Consider the following 16503-nt stretch of genomic DNA (forward strand, 5'->3'; position numbering starts at 1 on the left):
GCTGCGCCCGGTTTTTTTCATTCGGCGAAAGGCAGATCCGTTTGTCCTTCGGCGCGCATCCCGAAGGTATTGAGCGTCATCGCGACGAGCGCGTAATAGCCCAGCAGGCCGACGAGATTCACCACGACCGTATGGCCGAAGCGCGCGACGGCGGCGTCGTAGGTTGCATCGCTCACGCGCTTCGTTTCGTAGAGCTCGGTCGCGAAATCGAAGACGAGCTTGTCGTCGGCGTCGGCGAAGGTCGGCGTCTTGTTCGTGCGCAGCGCTTCGGCGATATCGGCGGGCAGGCCCGCATCGAGCGCGATCGGATGATGGATATGCCATTCCGCCTGCGAGCGCCAGCGCGCCGCCGTCACGAGAATCGCGAGTTCGGAAAGGCGCAGCGGCAGGCCTGTCTTGTAGCGGCAGAACGCACCGAGTTGCTGCGCGTTCTGTGCGAGCTCCGGACTGAAGATCCAGCCGAGGAACGGACCGTTGAGATTGCCGCGCGGCCCGCTCAATATGTCCTGCAGCACGGCCTTCTGTTCTTCCGAGGCGGTGGCGATGTCGAAATCGGGAAGTCTCTTGTTCATGGTTCGATCGATGTTCGTTGGTTCAGGCGCGTGACGATCAGGCCGTCTTCGCGCCGATGACCGAAAGCGCGCCGTCGATGGCATCCGAAAGCCGCGCGACGATCGTTTCGATCTGCTCGCTCGTCGTGATGAACGGCGGCGCGATGAGCACGTGATCGCCGATCCGGCCATCGACGGTGCCGCCCATCGGATAGACCATGAGGCCGCGCTTCATCGCCTCGCTCTTGATGACCGCGTGCAGCTTGAGCTTCGGATCGAACGGCGCCTTGCTCGCGCGATCCTGCACCAGCTCGACGCCGGTGAAGAGACCGCGCCCGCGCACATCGCCGATGAAAGGATGATTCGCGTGCCGCTCGCGCAACGACGCGCGCAGTTGCTCGCCGCGCGCCTTCACGTTGTCGAGCAGTTTGTCTTCGGCGATGACCTTCTGTACTTCGAGCGCAGCGGCGCAGGCCGTCGCGTGACCGATGTAGGTATGACCGTGCTGGAAAAAGCCCGAGCCGCCGACGATCGTATCGAAGATTTCGTTGCTCACGAGCGTCGCGCCGATCGGCTGGTAGCCCGCGCCGAGTCCCTTCGCGATCGCGAGAATATCGGGCGATACGCCGTCTTCCTCGCACGCGAAGAGATAGCCCGTGCGGCCCATGCCTGACATCACTTCGTCGAGGATCAGCAGCACGCCGTATTTGTCGCAGACCGCGCGGATCTTGCGGAAGTACTCGCGCACGGGCGGCACCGCGCCCGCCGTCGCGCCGACGACCGTCTCCGCGACGAATGCCGCGACCGACTCCGGACCGAGTTCGAGGATCTTCGCTTCGAGTTCGTCGGCGAGACGTTGCGCGAAGGCTTCGTCGGTTTCGCCCGCTTGCTGCTCGCGATACGCGAAGCAGGGCGAGACGTGATGCGCTTCGATCAGGATCGGCAGGAACGGCTCGCGGCGCCACGCGTTGCCGCCGATCGCGAGCGCGCCGAGCGTGTTGCCGTGATAGCTCTGCCGGCGCGCGATGAAATGCCGGCGCTCGGGCTGGCCCTTCTCGACGAAATACTGGCGCGCGAGCTTGAGCGCGGCTTCCATCGCCTCGGAGCCGCCCGACACGAAGTACACGTGGCCGAGATTCTTCGGCGCCGCTTCGACGAGCCGGTCCGCGAGTTCCTCGGCCGGTTCCGTCGTGAAGAAGGACGTGTGCGCGTAAGGCAATTGCTGCACCTGGCGCTGAATGGCTTCGATCACGCGCGGATGGCTGTGACCGAGGCACGACACGGCCGCGCCGCCGCACGCGTCCATATAGCGCTTGCCGTTCGAATCGATGATTTCGATGCCGTCCCCGCGCACGGCGACGGGAAGCGTGGCGCGCGGCGCGCGATGAAATACCGTGGTCATGGTGTCTGCCCTTTTAAGTGCGTGCGCAACACGCGATGTATTATTCTAACTCCATTGCAACATATGTTGTCAATGGGGCTATGCACATCGCAGCGGCGACGGCGGGCGGCGTCGCGTACCGGGTTCGCTCAGTTCGCCGCGTAGGCGCCTTGTGAATGCAGCGCGGCTTCGGCCTGCTCGAGATTGGCGATGGCTTCCTTGCCTTCGAGCGCGAGCAGTTGCGCGACGAGCATTTCCGCCAGCGCCGACGCCGCCACGAGCGACGGAAAGAACGACGGCGATTCGTGCGAGAAGATGAGCGTGTGATCCGCGTTCAACGCGATGGGCGACACGGCGCTGTCGGTGAGCGCGATGAGCTTCGCGCCGCGCTCGATGGTCGCCTGCGCGACGCGCACCGCTTCGACGGAATACGGCGCGAAGCTGACGACGACCGTCGCGTGCCGCTTCTCGATGCCGCGCAATTGCATCTCGAGCGTGCCGGCTTCGCCCGAGATGAGGCTCACGGACGGGCGAAACAGCCGATAGCCGTAGAGCAGGCCGAACGCGACGGGATAGCACGAGCGAAAGCCCGCGACGTGGACGTGCGGCGCCTTCTTCAGCGTCTTGGCCGCGTCGATGACGCTTTCGGCGTTTTGCGCGAGCGTGAGTTCGAGATTGTGCGATTGTGCCTGCGCGAGATCGCGGCCCAGGTGATTGTCGGCGCCGCCTTTCACGAGCGAGCGCGCTCGTGACGTCAGCGGTTCGGGGCGCGTGCGCACGCGGCTCACGAAGATCTCGCGCAGTTCGTTCCAGCCGGGAAAGCCGAGTTGCTGAGACAGACGGACCATCGCGGCGGGCTGCACCTTCGCGCGCTCGGCGACCTTGCGCATCGAGAGGACGGCGACTTCGTCGGGGTAGTCGAGAAGGAAAGCGGCGCCCGCCTGGAATTGCGGGCTCAGGTCGGGGAAGCGGTCGCGGATGGTCGCGGCGAGTTGGTCGAAGGTGGGCACGTTCAGGTCGAGTGAGGCGGACGTGCTATTTAAGCATGAGCGAGACGGGGAGGGCGTGCGCGGAGGAGAAAGCAAAAAGCCGCTGTCCTTTTGGAACAGCGGCTTTTTGATGAAGCTGGTGGCGAATCAGGGAAGCGCATTCCGGAGAAGCACCCGACGCTATCCTGCTCAAAAATCAACACCTTAGCAAAACTGACCGCGCCACGCTTTGTTCCAGCCTTTTGTACCAAAATTGCGCGGAGCGCACAAGCTGAAAAGAACCGTAAGGCGCAACTTTCGAGCAGATTCGGGCAGTCGGACTTAACTTTCCGATGACGACGTTAGAACCGAAAGACTCGTCCGAGGCAGATGCGACCCAACGACTTGCGGACGATATTGACCAACGATTTTTCGTTAATCCGGTAACCGAAGAGGCGTATTCGCAAAGCATTATTCAGGCGATGAACAGCAGGTGCCTGAACTGTGGCAGGGTCCCGCAGCTACAGTCGTTTTCGAACTTGGGTCCGGCAGCAATTCTTCGTCCGTCGGTTCGGAAGCGAACAGACCGAGGGTAAGTCAACCCGGCACGCTTTTAGCACTTGCGCGGGTTTTTTGTCTCAAGTGCTCGTGCCGTACCGAATCACCGACCACCTCACGAAGAGGGTGTTATGACGAAAATTCGGCAGCTCCATTCGTCACGTAGGTTCTGGTGGCCCGAGGATGGTCGAAGGGAATCTCTGCCGCTTGAATGGCGGCGGTCAGATGGCACGGCATTGCTGACTCAGTTAGAAGCACGGGGCGTGAAAGTTCCTGGCCCGTTGAAAACCGTTCTCACGCGCCAGATTGGAGCGACGGTTCGAGCGTTAGGGCTCGCAGACCGCCTATTTGTCACCTTTGCGCTACCTTCTGGTGGCTGCCCGGGCCAGACTGCCAACCAGCTTAATTATTCTTCTGGACGCGCGGCCGCTTCCGATGCGATTGATGCCGCCGTCGGCCACCTCGAAAATCTTGGATTTACTCGAGTTTTGCGCCTTGCGTCTGCTATTTCGGCTGCAGGGAGTGTCGAACTGGTCACGAACTTTCTGAATGTTAGTCTTTCGCTCCAATATGCTGGTACGGTGAGCTCAAAGTCGGAGACGCTGGACGAGGATGAACCGCTCGACGAGCACCGATTGTTCATTGCCCCGCCCGAACTGGTCGTGCACTGCCCCGAAGATTCTGGGCTTGAATTCGCTGCGTTTTCGCCGCCTGCCCAGTTAGCGCACGAGATGCGAAGCCCACCATCAGTCAGCTACTACAGTCCGGCGCCGACGGAGATTGCGAAGTTGCTCAAGGTGCCCAGCGGACTTACGGGGGAGGGCGTAACAGTCGCTATCGTTGATACGGGCTTTTACCGCCATCGATGTTTTAAAGGCTATAGTTACCACCCAGTGCCGACTTCTGACGAACCGGACGCGGATATTGATGACCGTGGGCACGGCACCGCCATGGCTTGGAACATATTCGCTGTGGCCCCAAAAGCCAAAATCCTAGGTTACAAGTTCGGTGTCTGGACACCTGAATACCGACCATTTCAGGCTGCGGTTGACTCTGGAGCGCATGTCATCTGTTGCTCGTGGGGCTATCTCGAAGCGAATGAGAACGCATACGAAACGTCGCTTAAACCCGAAATACGACGTGCAATCGAGAAAGGCATTATCGTGATTTTTGCCGCTGGTAACCGGTCACGAGCCAGCGTTCTTCATAATGTTGCGACCGAAAATTCGTGGCCAGCTTCAATGCCAGAGGTGATATCGGTGGGTGGTATCCACGCCGATACAAAAGGTAATCTTCACAAAAGTGACTTATCACACGAATTCAACAGTATAAATTACCCGGGGCGAGCCGTGCCAGACGTGTGCGGCCTGTGCGGAACAGCACCGTACGGGATTTATTTTGTATTACCAACACAGCCACGAAGCGAAAGAGATAAGGCACGTCCGGGGCGTCCGCACCCCGATTATGATGAGACTAAGAAAGACGATGGTTGGTGGGGCGGCAGCGGAACAAGTTCTGCTACCGCTCAAATTGCGGGGGCTGCGGCTTTGCTCATTCAAGCCGCGCGACAAAAGGGTTGTCGGCATTTAGTGAACCAGCAATACATAAAGCAAGTCCTTTGCGCATCGAAGCGCATAGTGCCTCAGACGTTAACGGGAATTTCCCATCTGTTAGCAGATGTCGAGGCATCTGTCAACAACATACCTTAATTTAGGTGACTCTCAGTAACGGATGGCTTGCGGAAATTTAGTCTACTTATAATTCCCGCATCGCCAAAGGAGGTCCGCATGACAATCAGTGCCGTCGTGAGAGTCGTGCCAGACAAGAATACGGGGACCGCTCTGCCCGAGCCGTCCACGGACAAGCTTCAGGCGGCCGCGAATGTGCTTGTACGCCTCGGATTCGTTCGTGTACGAACACTATCTTTCGGCGTTTCGTTTTTGGGACAACCCGACGACTTCAAGCGAGTCTTCGATGTTGAACTTCGTGAGGGGCAAGCTTTCGCCGAGGAGATTCGCCCCATGGGCGAGTTGGCAGACTTGGTCGACCGCCTCGAAGTGACGCCGCCCGCCATCTTATACGCATAATCTCAACGCCTTGCGCCGTTCAGCGTGAAACAAAGACAGCATCGATGAGCGCGTACAAGGCGTTGATTTCCCGCGCTTCAAACGTTGGTCTCCGAGGCATCTTCCCGCACCGGATTTCACCACCAGCCGCTCTCCGAACTGTCGGCTAGCAAGGAAGGGAGCCGGAGTGCCACGATTGTCCGCAGTGGCACTATTGCTCCCGAGGTACCCATGAAAGCACATAAGGGGCTCACATGGCCTTCGCACTCTACGTTGTTTCGCTCATAGCGATTGCAGTTGTATCCGTGCTTCTTGCACTGCATCTAACAACGAAAGCCGAGTTGCTCGCCAGGGAATGGGAGAAACCTCGTTCAGAGTCTATATTGGCCTCTGACTCATTGCCAGAGGTGGGCAAAGCGGGGTTCCTCAAACCTTCGTCTTGGACATCTGTCGTCTCGTCCGTGTTGACCATCGCTGTTGTGCTTGCGTATGCGGGCACCGTTCAGTGGATGCTAGGTCCGTTGGAAGAAGCTCGAAACGATGTCCTCACGCATCTGCCGTTTTGTACCCCTGCGCAAGCGAAACCCCGCAGTGCCCAAGCAGTGCCGACATGTGCAGATGAAGTGGCGCATATCACAGGACGATTCGCTGAAGGCAGAGCAAGGCTGGCCGAGAATCAATGGCTTGTCCTGGGTTTTGCGTTCGTTGCTGTGATGGCCCTTCTGTTCGTCCCACATGGAGCCTACTGGTTTCATACGAAGTGGTTCCATAATGACAGGCACGTTCTCACTCCTAAGGCGTTTATTCATCAAACTCATCTAGCGACGATAACGGGGCTTTTGTTTTGTTCTGTTTTGGCATTCGTGGTAACGCACTATGGGAAGTCGTTGCAGGAGGCGGGTAATGGAGTGGCCGACATTGGCTCAAATGTCATCAGTCCGCTGACTTTTGATGCGGAACAGTATATAAAAACACTGACCACCTACGGCCCAATGTCTCAAAGTAAAAAGGTCGTTGATGATATCGTCCATATTCGAAGTGCCTTACATATAGTGTCGGCGCAAAGCTTTATACTTTTGTTGATACTGTTTGAAATCCTGAAAGAGTCCTTTATCAAGCCTATTCTGAAAGAAGGTGTTAGCGAATTTCGCCATACCCCAGAGAAGAAAGGGGAGAATAAAAACGACGATTCTTCGCCACGTGACAAGGCGTCTTGCCCCCTCTCTACGGTTGCAAATTTCGCTTCAACTGGAGCGACCGGCGCCGCGAAACCGCCAATCGATGCAATGGTCTCAGAGAACGCCGCGCCGGTGGTCGACCAGGGAAGTTTGCCCCCTCTTGCATCAAAACTTGACTTCGCCGCAACGGAGGGGACGCCGGATAACGTTGAGAATCCACTAGCTCCAGGGCGCGCAAAGGCCTCCCAAAACGGAGACACCGATAAGTAGCACCCGCAGCCTGCATACCTCGGTTATGCGCCTCGTTGCTGGATTGCTTCTGAAGCGCGTTGACGGCCGAAATCGCGCCGATGCATCAACTGTAGTCGGGGTCTGTCGGCCCTAGACTTCGGCGGCCCGAAAGTCAATGGCTCGCCGAGTTGCTGATAATCGAGACTGCTCGGTTGACGACGCGAATCGCACAAACTTGTTTTGAACGCGGCGTGTGGGTACTGGATGCTGGTTTGCTTGATGGCGACTCTCGCGGCGGAGAAGGACCGCCCGATAGTCCGTGGGCGGGGAGAGATGACTGTAAATGCCCTCTTGCGCCCGCAAATCCTGACTTTGGACCTGCTTACTCAAAAGGCTCAACGGGAATCGCTGGCCAGGTTCGCATTATGTTTGATGGAGCTGAGCCGAATGGAGGCGCACAAATGAGCCAGAGTGTGCAGGTCGACCAGAATGCGGTGCGGGAGCTCCTCAAGCTCACGCCTTTTCAGGAGCCGTGTAACGTTCCCGAAGCGCTCTTAATGCAAAAAGCAGATTTTGCGCCTGGGGGACAAGACCTTCGAATTCGGCACGATGCTTGAATAGGCTTGGGCTCACTTCCGGAGCAGAATCGCCAAAGTCAGTGACAGTTGTAGGCTTCGGCTTTCGACTAGCAATTCGACTCAGTTCGCGTATTCGTGCCGCCGTTGAGTCGACAGCGCGTCTCTCCGTGTTGGCGCCCAAAGTGCCAACTGAGCTTAGAGCGAGAAAAAACCCTAGCGCGTATGGGGGCTAGGCTAAAAAGCGCTGCTACACTCCCAGAATCGTACTGATTCCCGACGGGGAGGGGTAGACCACCGCGACCGCTGTGAAAAGCATTCCAGCGGGCAGCCAAGAGTGCGGCCCGGTGCTGAATCGAGGGGCGGCTGGCGTGAGATGATTCACGTATACGCTTGACTAACGTGAGCGTATCAATCGCGACTTAACATGCCCGATGGTGCGAACTGGCTCCGACGCTGCATAGGGCGGCACGCTCACTCACGCTTTCGCTTGGGGGTGCTTCGCCCAAAAGTGCTTGACCTCACCAACACCGCAGAAAGTACTCTAAAATAAAAGTACTTTAAAAATGCTTTTTGAGGAAGAAAATCTTCAGTTGAAGATATTGACGAACGGACTGTCTTCCTGCGCACGGACAAAACGGGATAACGAAGATGTCGCACATCTCGCATCGTTGCTAACTCTCCGTATCGTTCGACAGGTAGCTGTGACGCCGGTTAGTTGGTTCCGGTCCACAAACGTCTTCTCTGCAAGGCCGTTGCTTCTTAGAAGATGCTCGTTTTCGGTACCGTCCCGTATCGGCAGCGACGACGCGCTGGTTAGATGACTGCCTAGCTGTGAAAGCCCTGCGAGCCGTTACATGCCGCCAATGAAGAGTCTAGTCGGGCGCCTTGAAATTCGGAGGTACGCGCAATTGAAGCTCTTGGACTGCCGCTCATCAATTCACTTCAAATGCTTCGCCACGAGACTCAGGACGTGCTCGTAAGCTATGGCTCAGTACTACTTTAGCGTGCTGATTTCAGCACCTCGTGCCGATTGTGTTCCCACGTCGTCAAGGACGTCGGCTAGCTGCTAGCCAAATTTGGCCCCCCAACGGAGGAGGGCTGCCTAAGCAGCCCTGTTAATCAAAGTTACTTGTCGTAACCCGTTCTAAATTTCTGCATCAGAGCTCGCATTAACGCCGTGCCTCGCTCGTAACCGAAAACGTGATGAATGTCGAAGCCATTCTCCGCGAACCGGAACCACCTCATTACAAACAACACGTCCTCAAAATGTTCTGCTTCGATGCAACGGCAGAGAATGTAGGCGTCCAGCTTGGCGACCCGTGCGTCATAGAGCGACAGCAGGAAGTCTGCTAACGACGCTGCGGCTTGGCCGTCGCGCTCAAGGCAATTGGCCAAGAGGCGATGCGTGGCAAGCGCGCCCATGTCGCGTTCAAATTTTGGTAGTAACCCAGGAAGTTCCATCTCATGTGGCCTCTATGTATTCGTGTGTCTTGTGTAGCGAACTAATCGCTAGAGCAAAAAGGTCTTCCCGCGACCTACAAAACAGTCTTCGACTCGCAAGACGAAAAAAAGCCACCCGTGTACGGGTGGCTGAATAAGAAGGTAGCGATTGTTTCGCTCGGGACTGAACGTTACGCCGCCATTTGTTGCTCTGACGAAGTCGCTGCAACGGGCTTCGCAATCTTTGTGGACTCGAAGGCAATGATTAGCAACGTTCCGGTGGGCTTACCCTCGCGGGACAAATAGAAGTCCGCCTTAAGCTTTCCTGTCGTTTTTACGAAATCCCCTTTCTTAAGCTCAGGGCTCACGTCCTTCATAATCCGTACCGTGTACCAGGTGGGGTCCGCATCGGTACCCCGCTGACTCTCGCACATCCGAAATTCATAGTAAGCGCGTCCCGATGTTTTCGAGATTTTGCGCACGGGCTCCGTGGCAACATTGCCAAACGCTTGCATTTTCTTCCCTCTTCGAAGTTAGGTCCTAGTGTCCAACAACACGTATAGTCACCAGACCTCCTCAACTTTCACGGAGTTATGAACGGGGAGTTGGGGCGCTTACCCCACGAGCTGCCCCGAGGGCGTCGGTAGGGCAAGTAATTCTCATCAAACCAGCCCAGGAATATGTTGTCGCTTTGGGTTCCCGAGCGATAACTCGGCAACCAAACCGGTAACTGCTGCACAATCACGTGACCCACGCAAATGTCGAAATATTGCGCTTTAGCTTCCGAGTACCTCATGGCCCAAACCTCGAACATTCCTTCCTCAACCTCGACAAAGCGCCGTGCTGATTCGGTGGTAAGAGATGCTTGAGTCGTGTCTCGTACTCGATTTCGAAGGACCGTCAGCGCGTCTCTTAGCCGTTGTTCGCCACGGGCTAAAACAACGACGCGGCGCAAATAGGCCCGGTTCTCTAATGGAGCACCGACGCGACCGGCCAGCAGACGCAATGAAACACGCCTGTCGCTTCCGCGTTTCGTATTGTCAATCTCAAACCAGGTAAGTCCGTCGCGTTCGATTGCAATCGCGTCGGGGCGTAGACGTCTTTGCTCATCGCCCGCGTGTACGGTTAGCAGACCTTGGGGTGCATTTCCGCTGATGAGGTTTTCCTGACTCAACTGTTCGAGGAGTTCAGATTCGGTGCTGGCTTGCAGCCCACGTACTTCGCAGCATGCAACAATGAAGTTCATCCACAGACGATGCTCGGGATTTGACATCGATGCAACGCGCCGCCCCGACGCCGAGACGTTATTCACGCCTTGTTCGTCAAGCCATCGTGCGCCGCGCACTGTCAGCCCGTTGATTGTCTGGTGCCTATCTGTCTTTTTAGTGTTGATGAAGCCAGCCTTTCGAAGACTGCGCATTGTCCGTTGGGCGGCAGAGAGAGCAGTCTTGAATGGTCGCTCGGGATAGCAGATGGCAGCGATGTCAAGCGCCCGTATTACACGAAAACGGTTGAGAGCGATAAGCGCGCGTTCCCATTCAATCCCCCTGAGTTCTTTCGGACTTATCTCAGCGGTCAAGCCTCGGCTGACTCTGCGCGACGGCGTTGTGTTTCCTGTGCTGCGAGCTTGGGTGTCACTGAAGGAGTCGGTAGCATCGACAGTGGGTCCGTGGCTGAATGTCTCTGCTTCACTGGTCAAGGTGTCGACGTGACACTCCGGAGGTATTTCTGTTTGACGGCTTGCGTGCCTCTGTGATGCTTCTGCTTCTTGATTGAATGTCTTTTCCATCGGTTGTAACTGTTCAGGTGTTTTCGAGGCCACGCGTTTTCGAGGCGCGATTCAACACGCGTGGTGCGTATCTCCTATAGAGATTGCGCATGCAATTCGAAAAGGGTGAACACCTCGCAAACGCAAAAGGCGCGTCTTTTCGAGTGACGGTGCACGGCGAGACACGGGCAATGGGGCAACTGTCTGTCCCCCGCGTCTAGCCTCGCGCGCACGGCGCGCGTCACCGCGTCTTCGTCGCGAAATTCGCCGAGGCCACTGTTCTTCCTCCGACGTTGCCGTCGGGGCGACCCCCCCCCGCCGCTGCCTGGACCTTTGCGCAACGCCACCGTGTTTTCTGGGCTGCGGCGGCGACTGTTTTCCCGGCACGCCGTTCGACTTAGCTGCCCCAAGCAGCGGAGCTGCTCGGGGACCCCGCGCCAAGAGGATTTGCGCTTTGCGCAACGAGTGACGATGAGGCGTGCGCTGCAGCGGCGGGGGGGGGTCGCCCCGACAACGCCGAATGTTCGCGAGCAACTCTTCTTCCGAAACTGTCCGGCCAGAGGAAGATGTGACCCGCGCACGCTGCCGGTCGTGTCCAAAAGGCACGCGGCTGAACGCCGCGCAGTCCGTCGGCTGGTCCGTCGAGTGCAAATCTTTTTGTCGCTTCAAGGAGGGCGTATCAAATGACGTACGGACCGATGGTGAGGGTCCCGTCGATAGTCGTGGAGCAGAGTCACTCGGTTTGTCGACACGTGTTCCGTGGTCACGTGTCACTTAGACAGTGTTCGCTATACCTGTTGGGGAGCGATTCGGTGCCGCAGACCGACCAAGTCGGCCGGTGGCAACGGCTGCTTATCGTTCATGCACAACGACGGGAAGAAATTTATGCATCTGAAGAAAAAGAATCGCCGAGGATACCTCTACCGAAGCGTTTGGGTACGGAAGGACCTCAAGAACGGAATTCCGCACGGTTACAGTAAGCCGATATTGGTTGGAGCAATTTCATTGGACGCGGAAAGCATACCTCCGAAGCTTGATGCAGAGCTTACGGACGACGAGCGGCGGTATATTTTGATGAAGGTAATTGAACCGGCCCGGCAACGCGTGGAGGCGAAACGACAAGAAGAGGCGCGCCGACGCGTGGACCCGAATTGGCGAATCGCAGATGCGGTTCGGTTGCTGAACGAAGCGCATCAGCTTATTGATGCAATGTCTCCGAAGGAGGTTCAGCCGCAAGTTTTGGACGACCTGCAGAATTCCTTCGATTTCTTCGCCGACATGCGACTTGCGAGCAGCATGAATAGCCCCGGGCCGAACTCACTCGAGGTAGCTCTCGAAGCAATCATTCGCGCCGCTCAATCGGTGAGAGAAGGGGAATTCGGGGCTGCGAAGACGTATGTTAAAAGCACGGAACCGAATCGCCTATGGCTGCAATTACGTTCGGCCTTGCTAGGCGACAACGCAGAGAGTCTCATGAGGGCCTTGCAGGACAAGCGCTTCGTCGCAACGAGGTAAGGAGCAGGACGGGTCTGTCATTCGATGATATCCGCACATGAAGCTAAGCTCGGTGCCTGTTTCCGCAGCGAACCGGCTACGGTGACCGTTTCATTGGTAAACCTCGAGGAGAGCGCCTGGCAGGTGTCTCGTCAAGCTTATGCATAACAAGCCCGCTTGCTGCGGGCTTGTTGCTTGACGTTGAGTAGTTCTTTGATGTTACCCGCCCGAACCATTTTAGTTACTGACTCGGGCGCCACGCTGGGAAGCGGTCCAGGCGGCGCGGCGTCGTAGTGGCAGCTTCTTACTGCGCAGTGGCATTAGGAGGTGGCGCGGCGACCGCCTGGGCAAGCTTGAACGCCATTTTGATGCCTTCGGGCGGTCGCAGGCCGGCTTTCTGAATCATCTGCTCGGCTTGGGTCACGATGGACTGCGTGATGGCACAGTCAGCAGAATTGCAGTCGTTACCGGTGCTGGAGTAATCCGAGTCCAGGTCGCTCACGAACTTCCAGTCGTCCGCTGTCACCGGATGCGAGAGGAGGGTCGCGATGCGGGTCATGTCGTCCTGTGTGATTTCAGACGTGGACTTCGAGTCGTGCAGCTTCTTCATCGCTGCGTCGTAGGCCGCCGTCAAGCCTCCTTCGCCAACATCTGCGACTGCCTGCGGCGCCTCGGGCGCGGGAACCGGGGTGCTCAAGGGACCGGTAATCATCGCGATGGAAATCTGTTGCAACGCTGTCACTACTTCGGCGGAGGAGGCTTGCAGTTGCACGAGTTGTTGAGCTTCGCCCGCGTCCGCGACTTCAAACTGGAGGGTCCACAGGTTTTCCGGGTCGCGAACGATTTCGCTTGACGAGTATTCGCTCTCTCGGACCCATGCGGAGTAAACGCCCGGGCGAGTGACGCCCGAGCCGTCCGGCGCGTGCACCAGTACGCGCGAACGTTGCGGGTACCGAGGCATATAGGCGAGGAAATATTGTCCACGGGAGGCTACAACGTGAATCGGCGCGCCTACGAAAAGGTCGACCTTCTCGAAACGGCCCAAGTCTTTGTTGTCAATGAAGGGCTTGAACGCATCATTTGCCGTCTGCAAAAGTTTGCTGGCTTCGCCAAGCCGAAGGACGCTGATTCCCGCGCCCGCCTGGGCGAGCGAGGACAGCAAGGTCGCCGTCTTGAGCTTTTCGTTCGCGTCCGACAGAGTTTCTGCGTATTTGGCGGAGTCGTGAGGCAAACGTAGGGAACCGAGAAGCTTGACGTCCTGAACTAGGGCATTTCGTTGGAGATAGTAATCTCTCGCTATCTCGGCGGTGTAGCGTTGAGCGAAAAGTTTTTGGTTCGCAGGCGTCGCTTTGGCGGCGTCCGATGCAACTTCGAGCACAAGTTTGTCGTCAAGCTTGGCTAGGGCTCCGCCACCTTTTGCGAGTAATCGCGGACCGAACTGATGGCTCTCGTCCTTCATCTTGCCGAAGATGGAGACCAGTGTGTCCAAGGATTCATTCGGCGAGAACGTGTCGAACGCGGCGACGAGCAGGTTTTCGTCCGTCCGCTTAATCGAACACGTGTCCGCGATTTTGAGCAGCAGCTTGGAGTGCTCGGGTTCGTTCATTTCGGGGGACCCGAAGAACCCACCGCCCAGCTTACCGTAGAAATAATCGTCATCGGCGGGGTTGCAGGTCGAGGTCGCGTGTAACCTGTCCAGCCATGTTGCTTTGTTGTGGTGCATGAGCGCGCCGATTGCGCAAACGATGGTCGCTGCTCCAATAAACCCCCAAGCGATGTTTTTGCGTTGCATCCGGCTGTTCTCCCTCGAAGCCTGTCGCACAACTGTTCGTTTTTTATGGACGTTGCACCCATTACAGCTTGTCGCTGAGAGGGTGCGTTAAATTTCGCCCGATTATAAAGGCATCGCTTGGAATCTTGAACGGTACTATCCTCGCGTTCGCCACCGACGAACTGCGCGCATCTATTGAAATTAACAACTTGGTCGTAGGCACGATTCCGGCAGCAGGGGAGCTATTCGACCGAGGACACCACAGGCGAATCGCCGAAGGGCAGTGACGCTAGCAATTTCTCTAGAAGACTGCTCCTTTTCTGCTGTTCTTCCGGATTTGCTCGCCGGGTGCGGGCTCCCGTGATGCGGAGTTTGCAACGGGCTGTGCCTATCCGACCGATGGGCCGGAAGCGAGAGACTTTCTGGCGGAGAGTGGTGAGTCACTTCAACGCTTGCGTGCTTGAATATTTCCTGCGTGATTTATGAGCTGACACCCGGTGTCGTTTTTTCTGTAGACGTCGGTGCTAAGAGAACTATTGCTATTGGACTTTCACTTACGCTTACGTGCACTAGAATGACCTTGTGCGATTTCGCATCCGACGTAGGCTGGGAGATAGCTGAAACGAGCCCCGCCAAGAAGCCGCACATCTTAACCGGGGAGGGGCGGTCATCTTTGGGAGAACACTAATGCTTGACGAAGCTGGTGCAATACAAGCCACTCTAAACCTCATCGAAGCCGAGAACCTAAGCAGTACAAGCGGTCCAAAAGCGGTGGAAGACGCAACGCCGTTGCTGTGCGAGGGCTTGGTCTTCACGTCTAGCAAAGGCGATGAGTTGGGCAAGTTGAAGTATCTAGAGGTACTTCGCGAGGGAAAGCCGGGCGTCCGTAAGCCGCAACTACCGTTCGACAAGGTCTGGGTACAACAGAAACTTGCGGTCGTCAGAGGCGTGATTGAATGGGAAGGCAAAACGTTTCGGAACTTGTGGGTCTTCGAGGCGGCCGACGGGCGCTGGTGTTGCGTTGCGTGGCAAGTGACTGCACACCCGGAGGCAGGGTACCCCAAGCCCTAGCGGCGCGTCAGTTAGACGCGCAAGCAAAGAAAAGTGGTAGCCGAAACTAACATCGTCTGTTGTAGACGCAGGACCGCATCCGTTGCGCCTGCTAGGCACTCCGCCTTTACCCCCTGGGCGAAGGCCGTCGAGCGAAACTGCGTGGCAAATCGTCCGCTCGCTAGGTGTTTGGCTTTGTCGAATTACTGGTCGAACGCCTCGTCACTTCTGCTCGAGCGCGTCGTTGGTCGCGAGCGGGGCCAATTGGGTGTAGCTCCCGCAGTGCATGCAGCAACTGCCCTGCTCCGGGGCGTTCTTCGCTAGAACGCCGTCAGGTCGCGTTCATGCCCGATGCTCTCGTCTGCTTAAGCCACGGCCGAATCCGTTTGCTGCGGCACGAGAGCGGGAAGCGTCCCCGTAAAGGTCGAACTCCGATGGGACAGTCGACGGGTTCGGGACGGGTCGCGCGCTGCAGGGACACGACTCGTCCGCGCATGGCTGCCGGCCTGAACGCGTTACTGGCCCTCGACGACCATAGCGACGCCCTTCTGTACGGCCTCGTAGTTGGCTGCGAGAGCCTGAGCTTGCTGGAGCATTGACTCTAAGGCAGCGGCAATAAGCTTGTACTCGGCCGGCGTGGTGAATCCCTTCTTGTAGAAATAGTTCACAATGTCCTCTCGCTTGTTGGAACGGACAAACGTCTCCAACAATGTGAGAAGGCCGTCAACGTTCTTTTCGAGATGAGCGACGTCGTGGCTGAATTCAGACATAAAGCCTCCAATGAAGGTGTTGGCTGCGCGCCGGCCATGAAGGGCGCGCAGAGGGAGCGATAGCTCCGCCGTTGCGGAGTCTCGTTTGCCGGACGAAGTGTTGCCGGCGAAAGTGACGCATACTTCTTGTGATATCGCTGTTGTGAGACAACTTCCCGCGCTAGTTGCTAGCTAGACCGATTGTTGTGCTGGGGCACTTCCGGAAGGGCTTTGCGCTCCTTCTGCCGCGCGGCGCTGAACGATAAGCCGTTGGTTGCGGCACCGAGGGCGTGGGGGCCGCGACCGCAGAGCGCGAAAGCGCGTGCGTGTGGAACCGTTTCGTACTTTCTGAGGCAACAACGCTCCCTCAAGGCGAAGCCCAACTTTCTCTGCGGCGTCCATCAACGCTGAGTATCGATTTGAGACTCCCCGTGCTTGCTCGAGGATGCCATCTAATGTTTGCGATATCAGTGTGTACTCGGCAGAACTCGGGCACCACAACGGATTGAAGATGGTGCTAATAAGGCGTCGTTCTTGATGACCGCCTGAAAATTTCAGTAGGATATCTTGGATGGCTTCAACCTTCTTTTCGAGGACCGCAATGTTGGTTGACGTTGACATGGGAACCTCCCTGTTTGCGACATACATGGAGAGGGCGAGGCGAGACAGTTATCGAGGCGACACGGACGTTTCTTTCGTGAGTCGCTCTCGGGCCTCAAC

13 protein-coding genes are annotated in these 16503 nt (G+C 57.2%); 5 read left to right on the top strand and 8 right to left on the bottom strand.

Annotation, left to right across the window (positions count from 1 at the left end; genetic code table 11):
* Nucleotides 1–17: 17 nt before the first annotated feature.
* The 3 genes from AWB78_RS11595 to AWB78_RS11605 form a co-directional block, all read right to left on the bottom strand.
* Entirely contained in the window at nucleotides 18–572 is a 555-nt protein-coding gene (locus AWB78_RS11595) for a carboxymuconolactone decarboxylase family protein (protein ID WP_062604712.1), read from the bottom strand.
* Nucleotides 573–609: 37 nt separating this feature from the next.
* Entirely contained in the window at nucleotides 610–1953 is a 1344-nt protein-coding gene (locus tag AWB78_RS11600) for an aspartate aminotransferase family protein (RefSeq protein ID WP_062604713.1), read from the bottom strand.
* A gap of 128 nt (nucleotides 1954–2081) precedes the next feature.
* Nucleotides 2082–2942: a MurR/RpiR family transcriptional regulator gene (locus tag AWB78_RS11605; protein WP_062604714.1), complete on the bottom strand. Its 861-nt coding sequence runs from the start codon at nucleotides 2940–2942 to the stop codon at nucleotides 2082–2084.
* Between the two features lie 779 nt (nucleotides 2943–3721).
* Between AWB78_RS11605 and AWB78_RS43395 the strand changes: the two genes are divergently transcribed.
* The 3 genes from AWB78_RS43395 (at nucleotide 3722) to AWB78_RS11615 (ending at nucleotide 6972) form a co-directional block, all read left to right on the top strand.
* Nucleotides 3722–5167 (top strand): S8 family serine peptidase, encoded by a 1446-nt coding sequence (locus tag AWB78_RS43395; RefSeq protein ID WP_157697460.1) that lies wholly within the window; start codon nucleotides 3722–3724, stop codon nucleotides 5165–5167.
* 78 nt (nucleotides 5168–5245) lie between these two features.
* Nucleotides 5246–5545, top strand: coding sequence for a hypothetical protein (locus AWB78_RS11610; protein WP_062604715.1), 300 nt, complete (start codon nucleotides 5246–5248; stop codon nucleotides 5543–5545).
* 233 nt (nucleotides 5546–5778) lie between these two features.
* Nucleotides 5779–6972 (top strand): hypothetical protein, encoded by a 1194-nt coding sequence (locus AWB78_RS11615; RefSeq protein ID WP_062604716.1) that lies wholly within the window; start codon nucleotides 5779–5781, stop codon nucleotides 6970–6972.
* 1664 nt (nucleotides 6973–8636) lie between these two features.
* Here the strand turns inward: AWB78_RS11615 and AWB78_RS11625 are convergent.
* The 3 genes from AWB78_RS11625 to AWB78_RS46455 form a co-directional block, all read right to left on the bottom strand.
* Nucleotides 8637–8972: a DUF7673 family protein gene (locus AWB78_RS11625; protein ID WP_157697462.1), complete on the bottom strand. Its 336-nt coding sequence runs from the start codon at nucleotides 8970–8972 to the stop codon at nucleotides 8637–8639.
* A gap of 170 nt (nucleotides 8973–9142) precedes the next feature.
* A complete protein-coding gene (locus AWB78_RS11630) occupies nucleotides 9143–9466 on the bottom strand; it encodes a single stranded DNA-binding domain-containing protein (RefSeq protein WP_062604719.1) in 324 nt (107 codons plus the stop codon).
* A 68-nt stretch (nucleotides 9467–9534) separates the two neighbouring features.
* Nucleotides 9535–10773, bottom strand: coding sequence for a hypothetical protein (locus AWB78_RS46455; RefSeq protein ID WP_157697464.1), 1239 nt, complete (start codon nucleotides 10771–10773; stop codon nucleotides 9535–9537).
* Between the two features lie 831 nt (nucleotides 10774–11604).
* Here AWB78_RS46455 and AWB78_RS11640 point away from each other — a divergent pair.
* Nucleotides 11605–12234, top strand: a complete 630-nt coding sequence (locus AWB78_RS11640; protein WP_157697466.1) for a hypothetical protein — start codon at nucleotides 11605–11607, stop codon at nucleotides 12232–12234.
* A 283-nt stretch (nucleotides 12235–12517) separates the two neighbouring features.
* Here AWB78_RS11640 and AWB78_RS11645 read toward each other — a convergent pair whose 3' ends face one another.
* Entirely contained in the window at nucleotides 12518–14005 is a 1488-nt protein-coding gene (locus tag AWB78_RS11645; RefSeq protein ID WP_062604722.1) for a hypothetical protein, read from the bottom strand.
* A 666-nt stretch (nucleotides 14006–14671) separates the two neighbouring features.
* Between AWB78_RS11645 and AWB78_RS11650 the strand changes: the two genes are divergently transcribed.
* Nucleotides 14672–15055, top strand: a complete 384-nt coding sequence (locus AWB78_RS11650; protein ID WP_062604723.1) for a nuclear transport factor 2 family protein — start codon at nucleotides 14672–14674, stop codon at nucleotides 15053–15055.
* A gap of 494 nt (nucleotides 15056–15549) precedes the next feature.
* Here the strand turns inward: AWB78_RS11650 and AWB78_RS11655 are convergent, their stop codons facing one another.
* Nucleotides 15550–15804: a hypothetical protein gene (locus AWB78_RS11655; RefSeq protein WP_062604724.1), complete on the bottom strand. Its 255-nt coding sequence runs from the start codon at nucleotides 15802–15804 to the stop codon at nucleotides 15550–15552.
* Between the last annotated feature and the right edge of the window lie 699 nt (nucleotides 15805–16503).

Source organism: Caballeronia calidae (assembly GCF_900044055.2).
Lineage (GTDB): Bacteria > Pseudomonadota > Gammaproteobacteria > Burkholderiales > Burkholderiaceae > Caballeronia > Caballeronia calidae.

Excerpts from the sequence above, each read along its gene's own strand:
- AWB78_RS11595 (WP_062604712.1), bottom strand. The coding sequence starts at position 572 with ATGAACAAGAGACTTCCCGATTTCGACATCGCCACCGCCTCGGAAGAA.
- AWB78_RS11600 (WP_062604713.1), bottom strand. The coding sequence starts at position 1,953 with ATGACCACGGTATTTCATCGCGCGCCGCGCGCCACGCTTCCCGTCGCC.
- AWB78_RS11610 (WP_062604715.1), top strand. The coding sequence starts at position 5,246 with ATGACAATCAGTGCCGTCGTGAGAGTCGTGCCAGACAAGAATACGGGG.
- AWB78_RS11615 (WP_062604716.1), top strand. The coding sequence starts at position 5,779 with ATGGCCTTCGCACTCTACGTTGTTTCGCTCATAGCGATTGCAGTTGTA.
- AWB78_RS11625 (WP_157697462.1), bottom strand. The coding sequence starts at position 8,972 with ATGGAACTTCCTGGGTTACTACCAAAATTTGAACGCGACATGGGCGCG.
- AWB78_RS11630 (WP_062604719.1), bottom strand. The coding sequence starts at position 9,466 with ATGCAAGCGTTTGGCAATGTTGCCACGGAGCCCGTGCGCAAAATCTCG.
- AWB78_RS11640 (WP_157697466.1), top strand. The coding sequence starts at position 11,605 with ATGCATCTGAAGAAAAAGAATCGCCGAGGATACCTCTACCGAAGCGTT.
- AWB78_RS11645 (WP_062604722.1), bottom strand. The coding sequence starts at position 14,005 with ATGCAACGCAAAAACATCGCTTGGGGGTTTATTGGAGCAGCGACCATC.
- AWB78_RS11650 (WP_062604723.1), top strand. The coding sequence starts at position 14,672 with ATGCTTGACGAAGCTGGTGCAATACAAGCCACTCTAAACCTCATCGAA.
- AWB78_RS11655 (WP_062604724.1), bottom strand. The coding sequence starts at position 15,804 with ATGTCTGAATTCAGCCACGACGTCGCTCATCTCGAAAAGAACGTTGAC.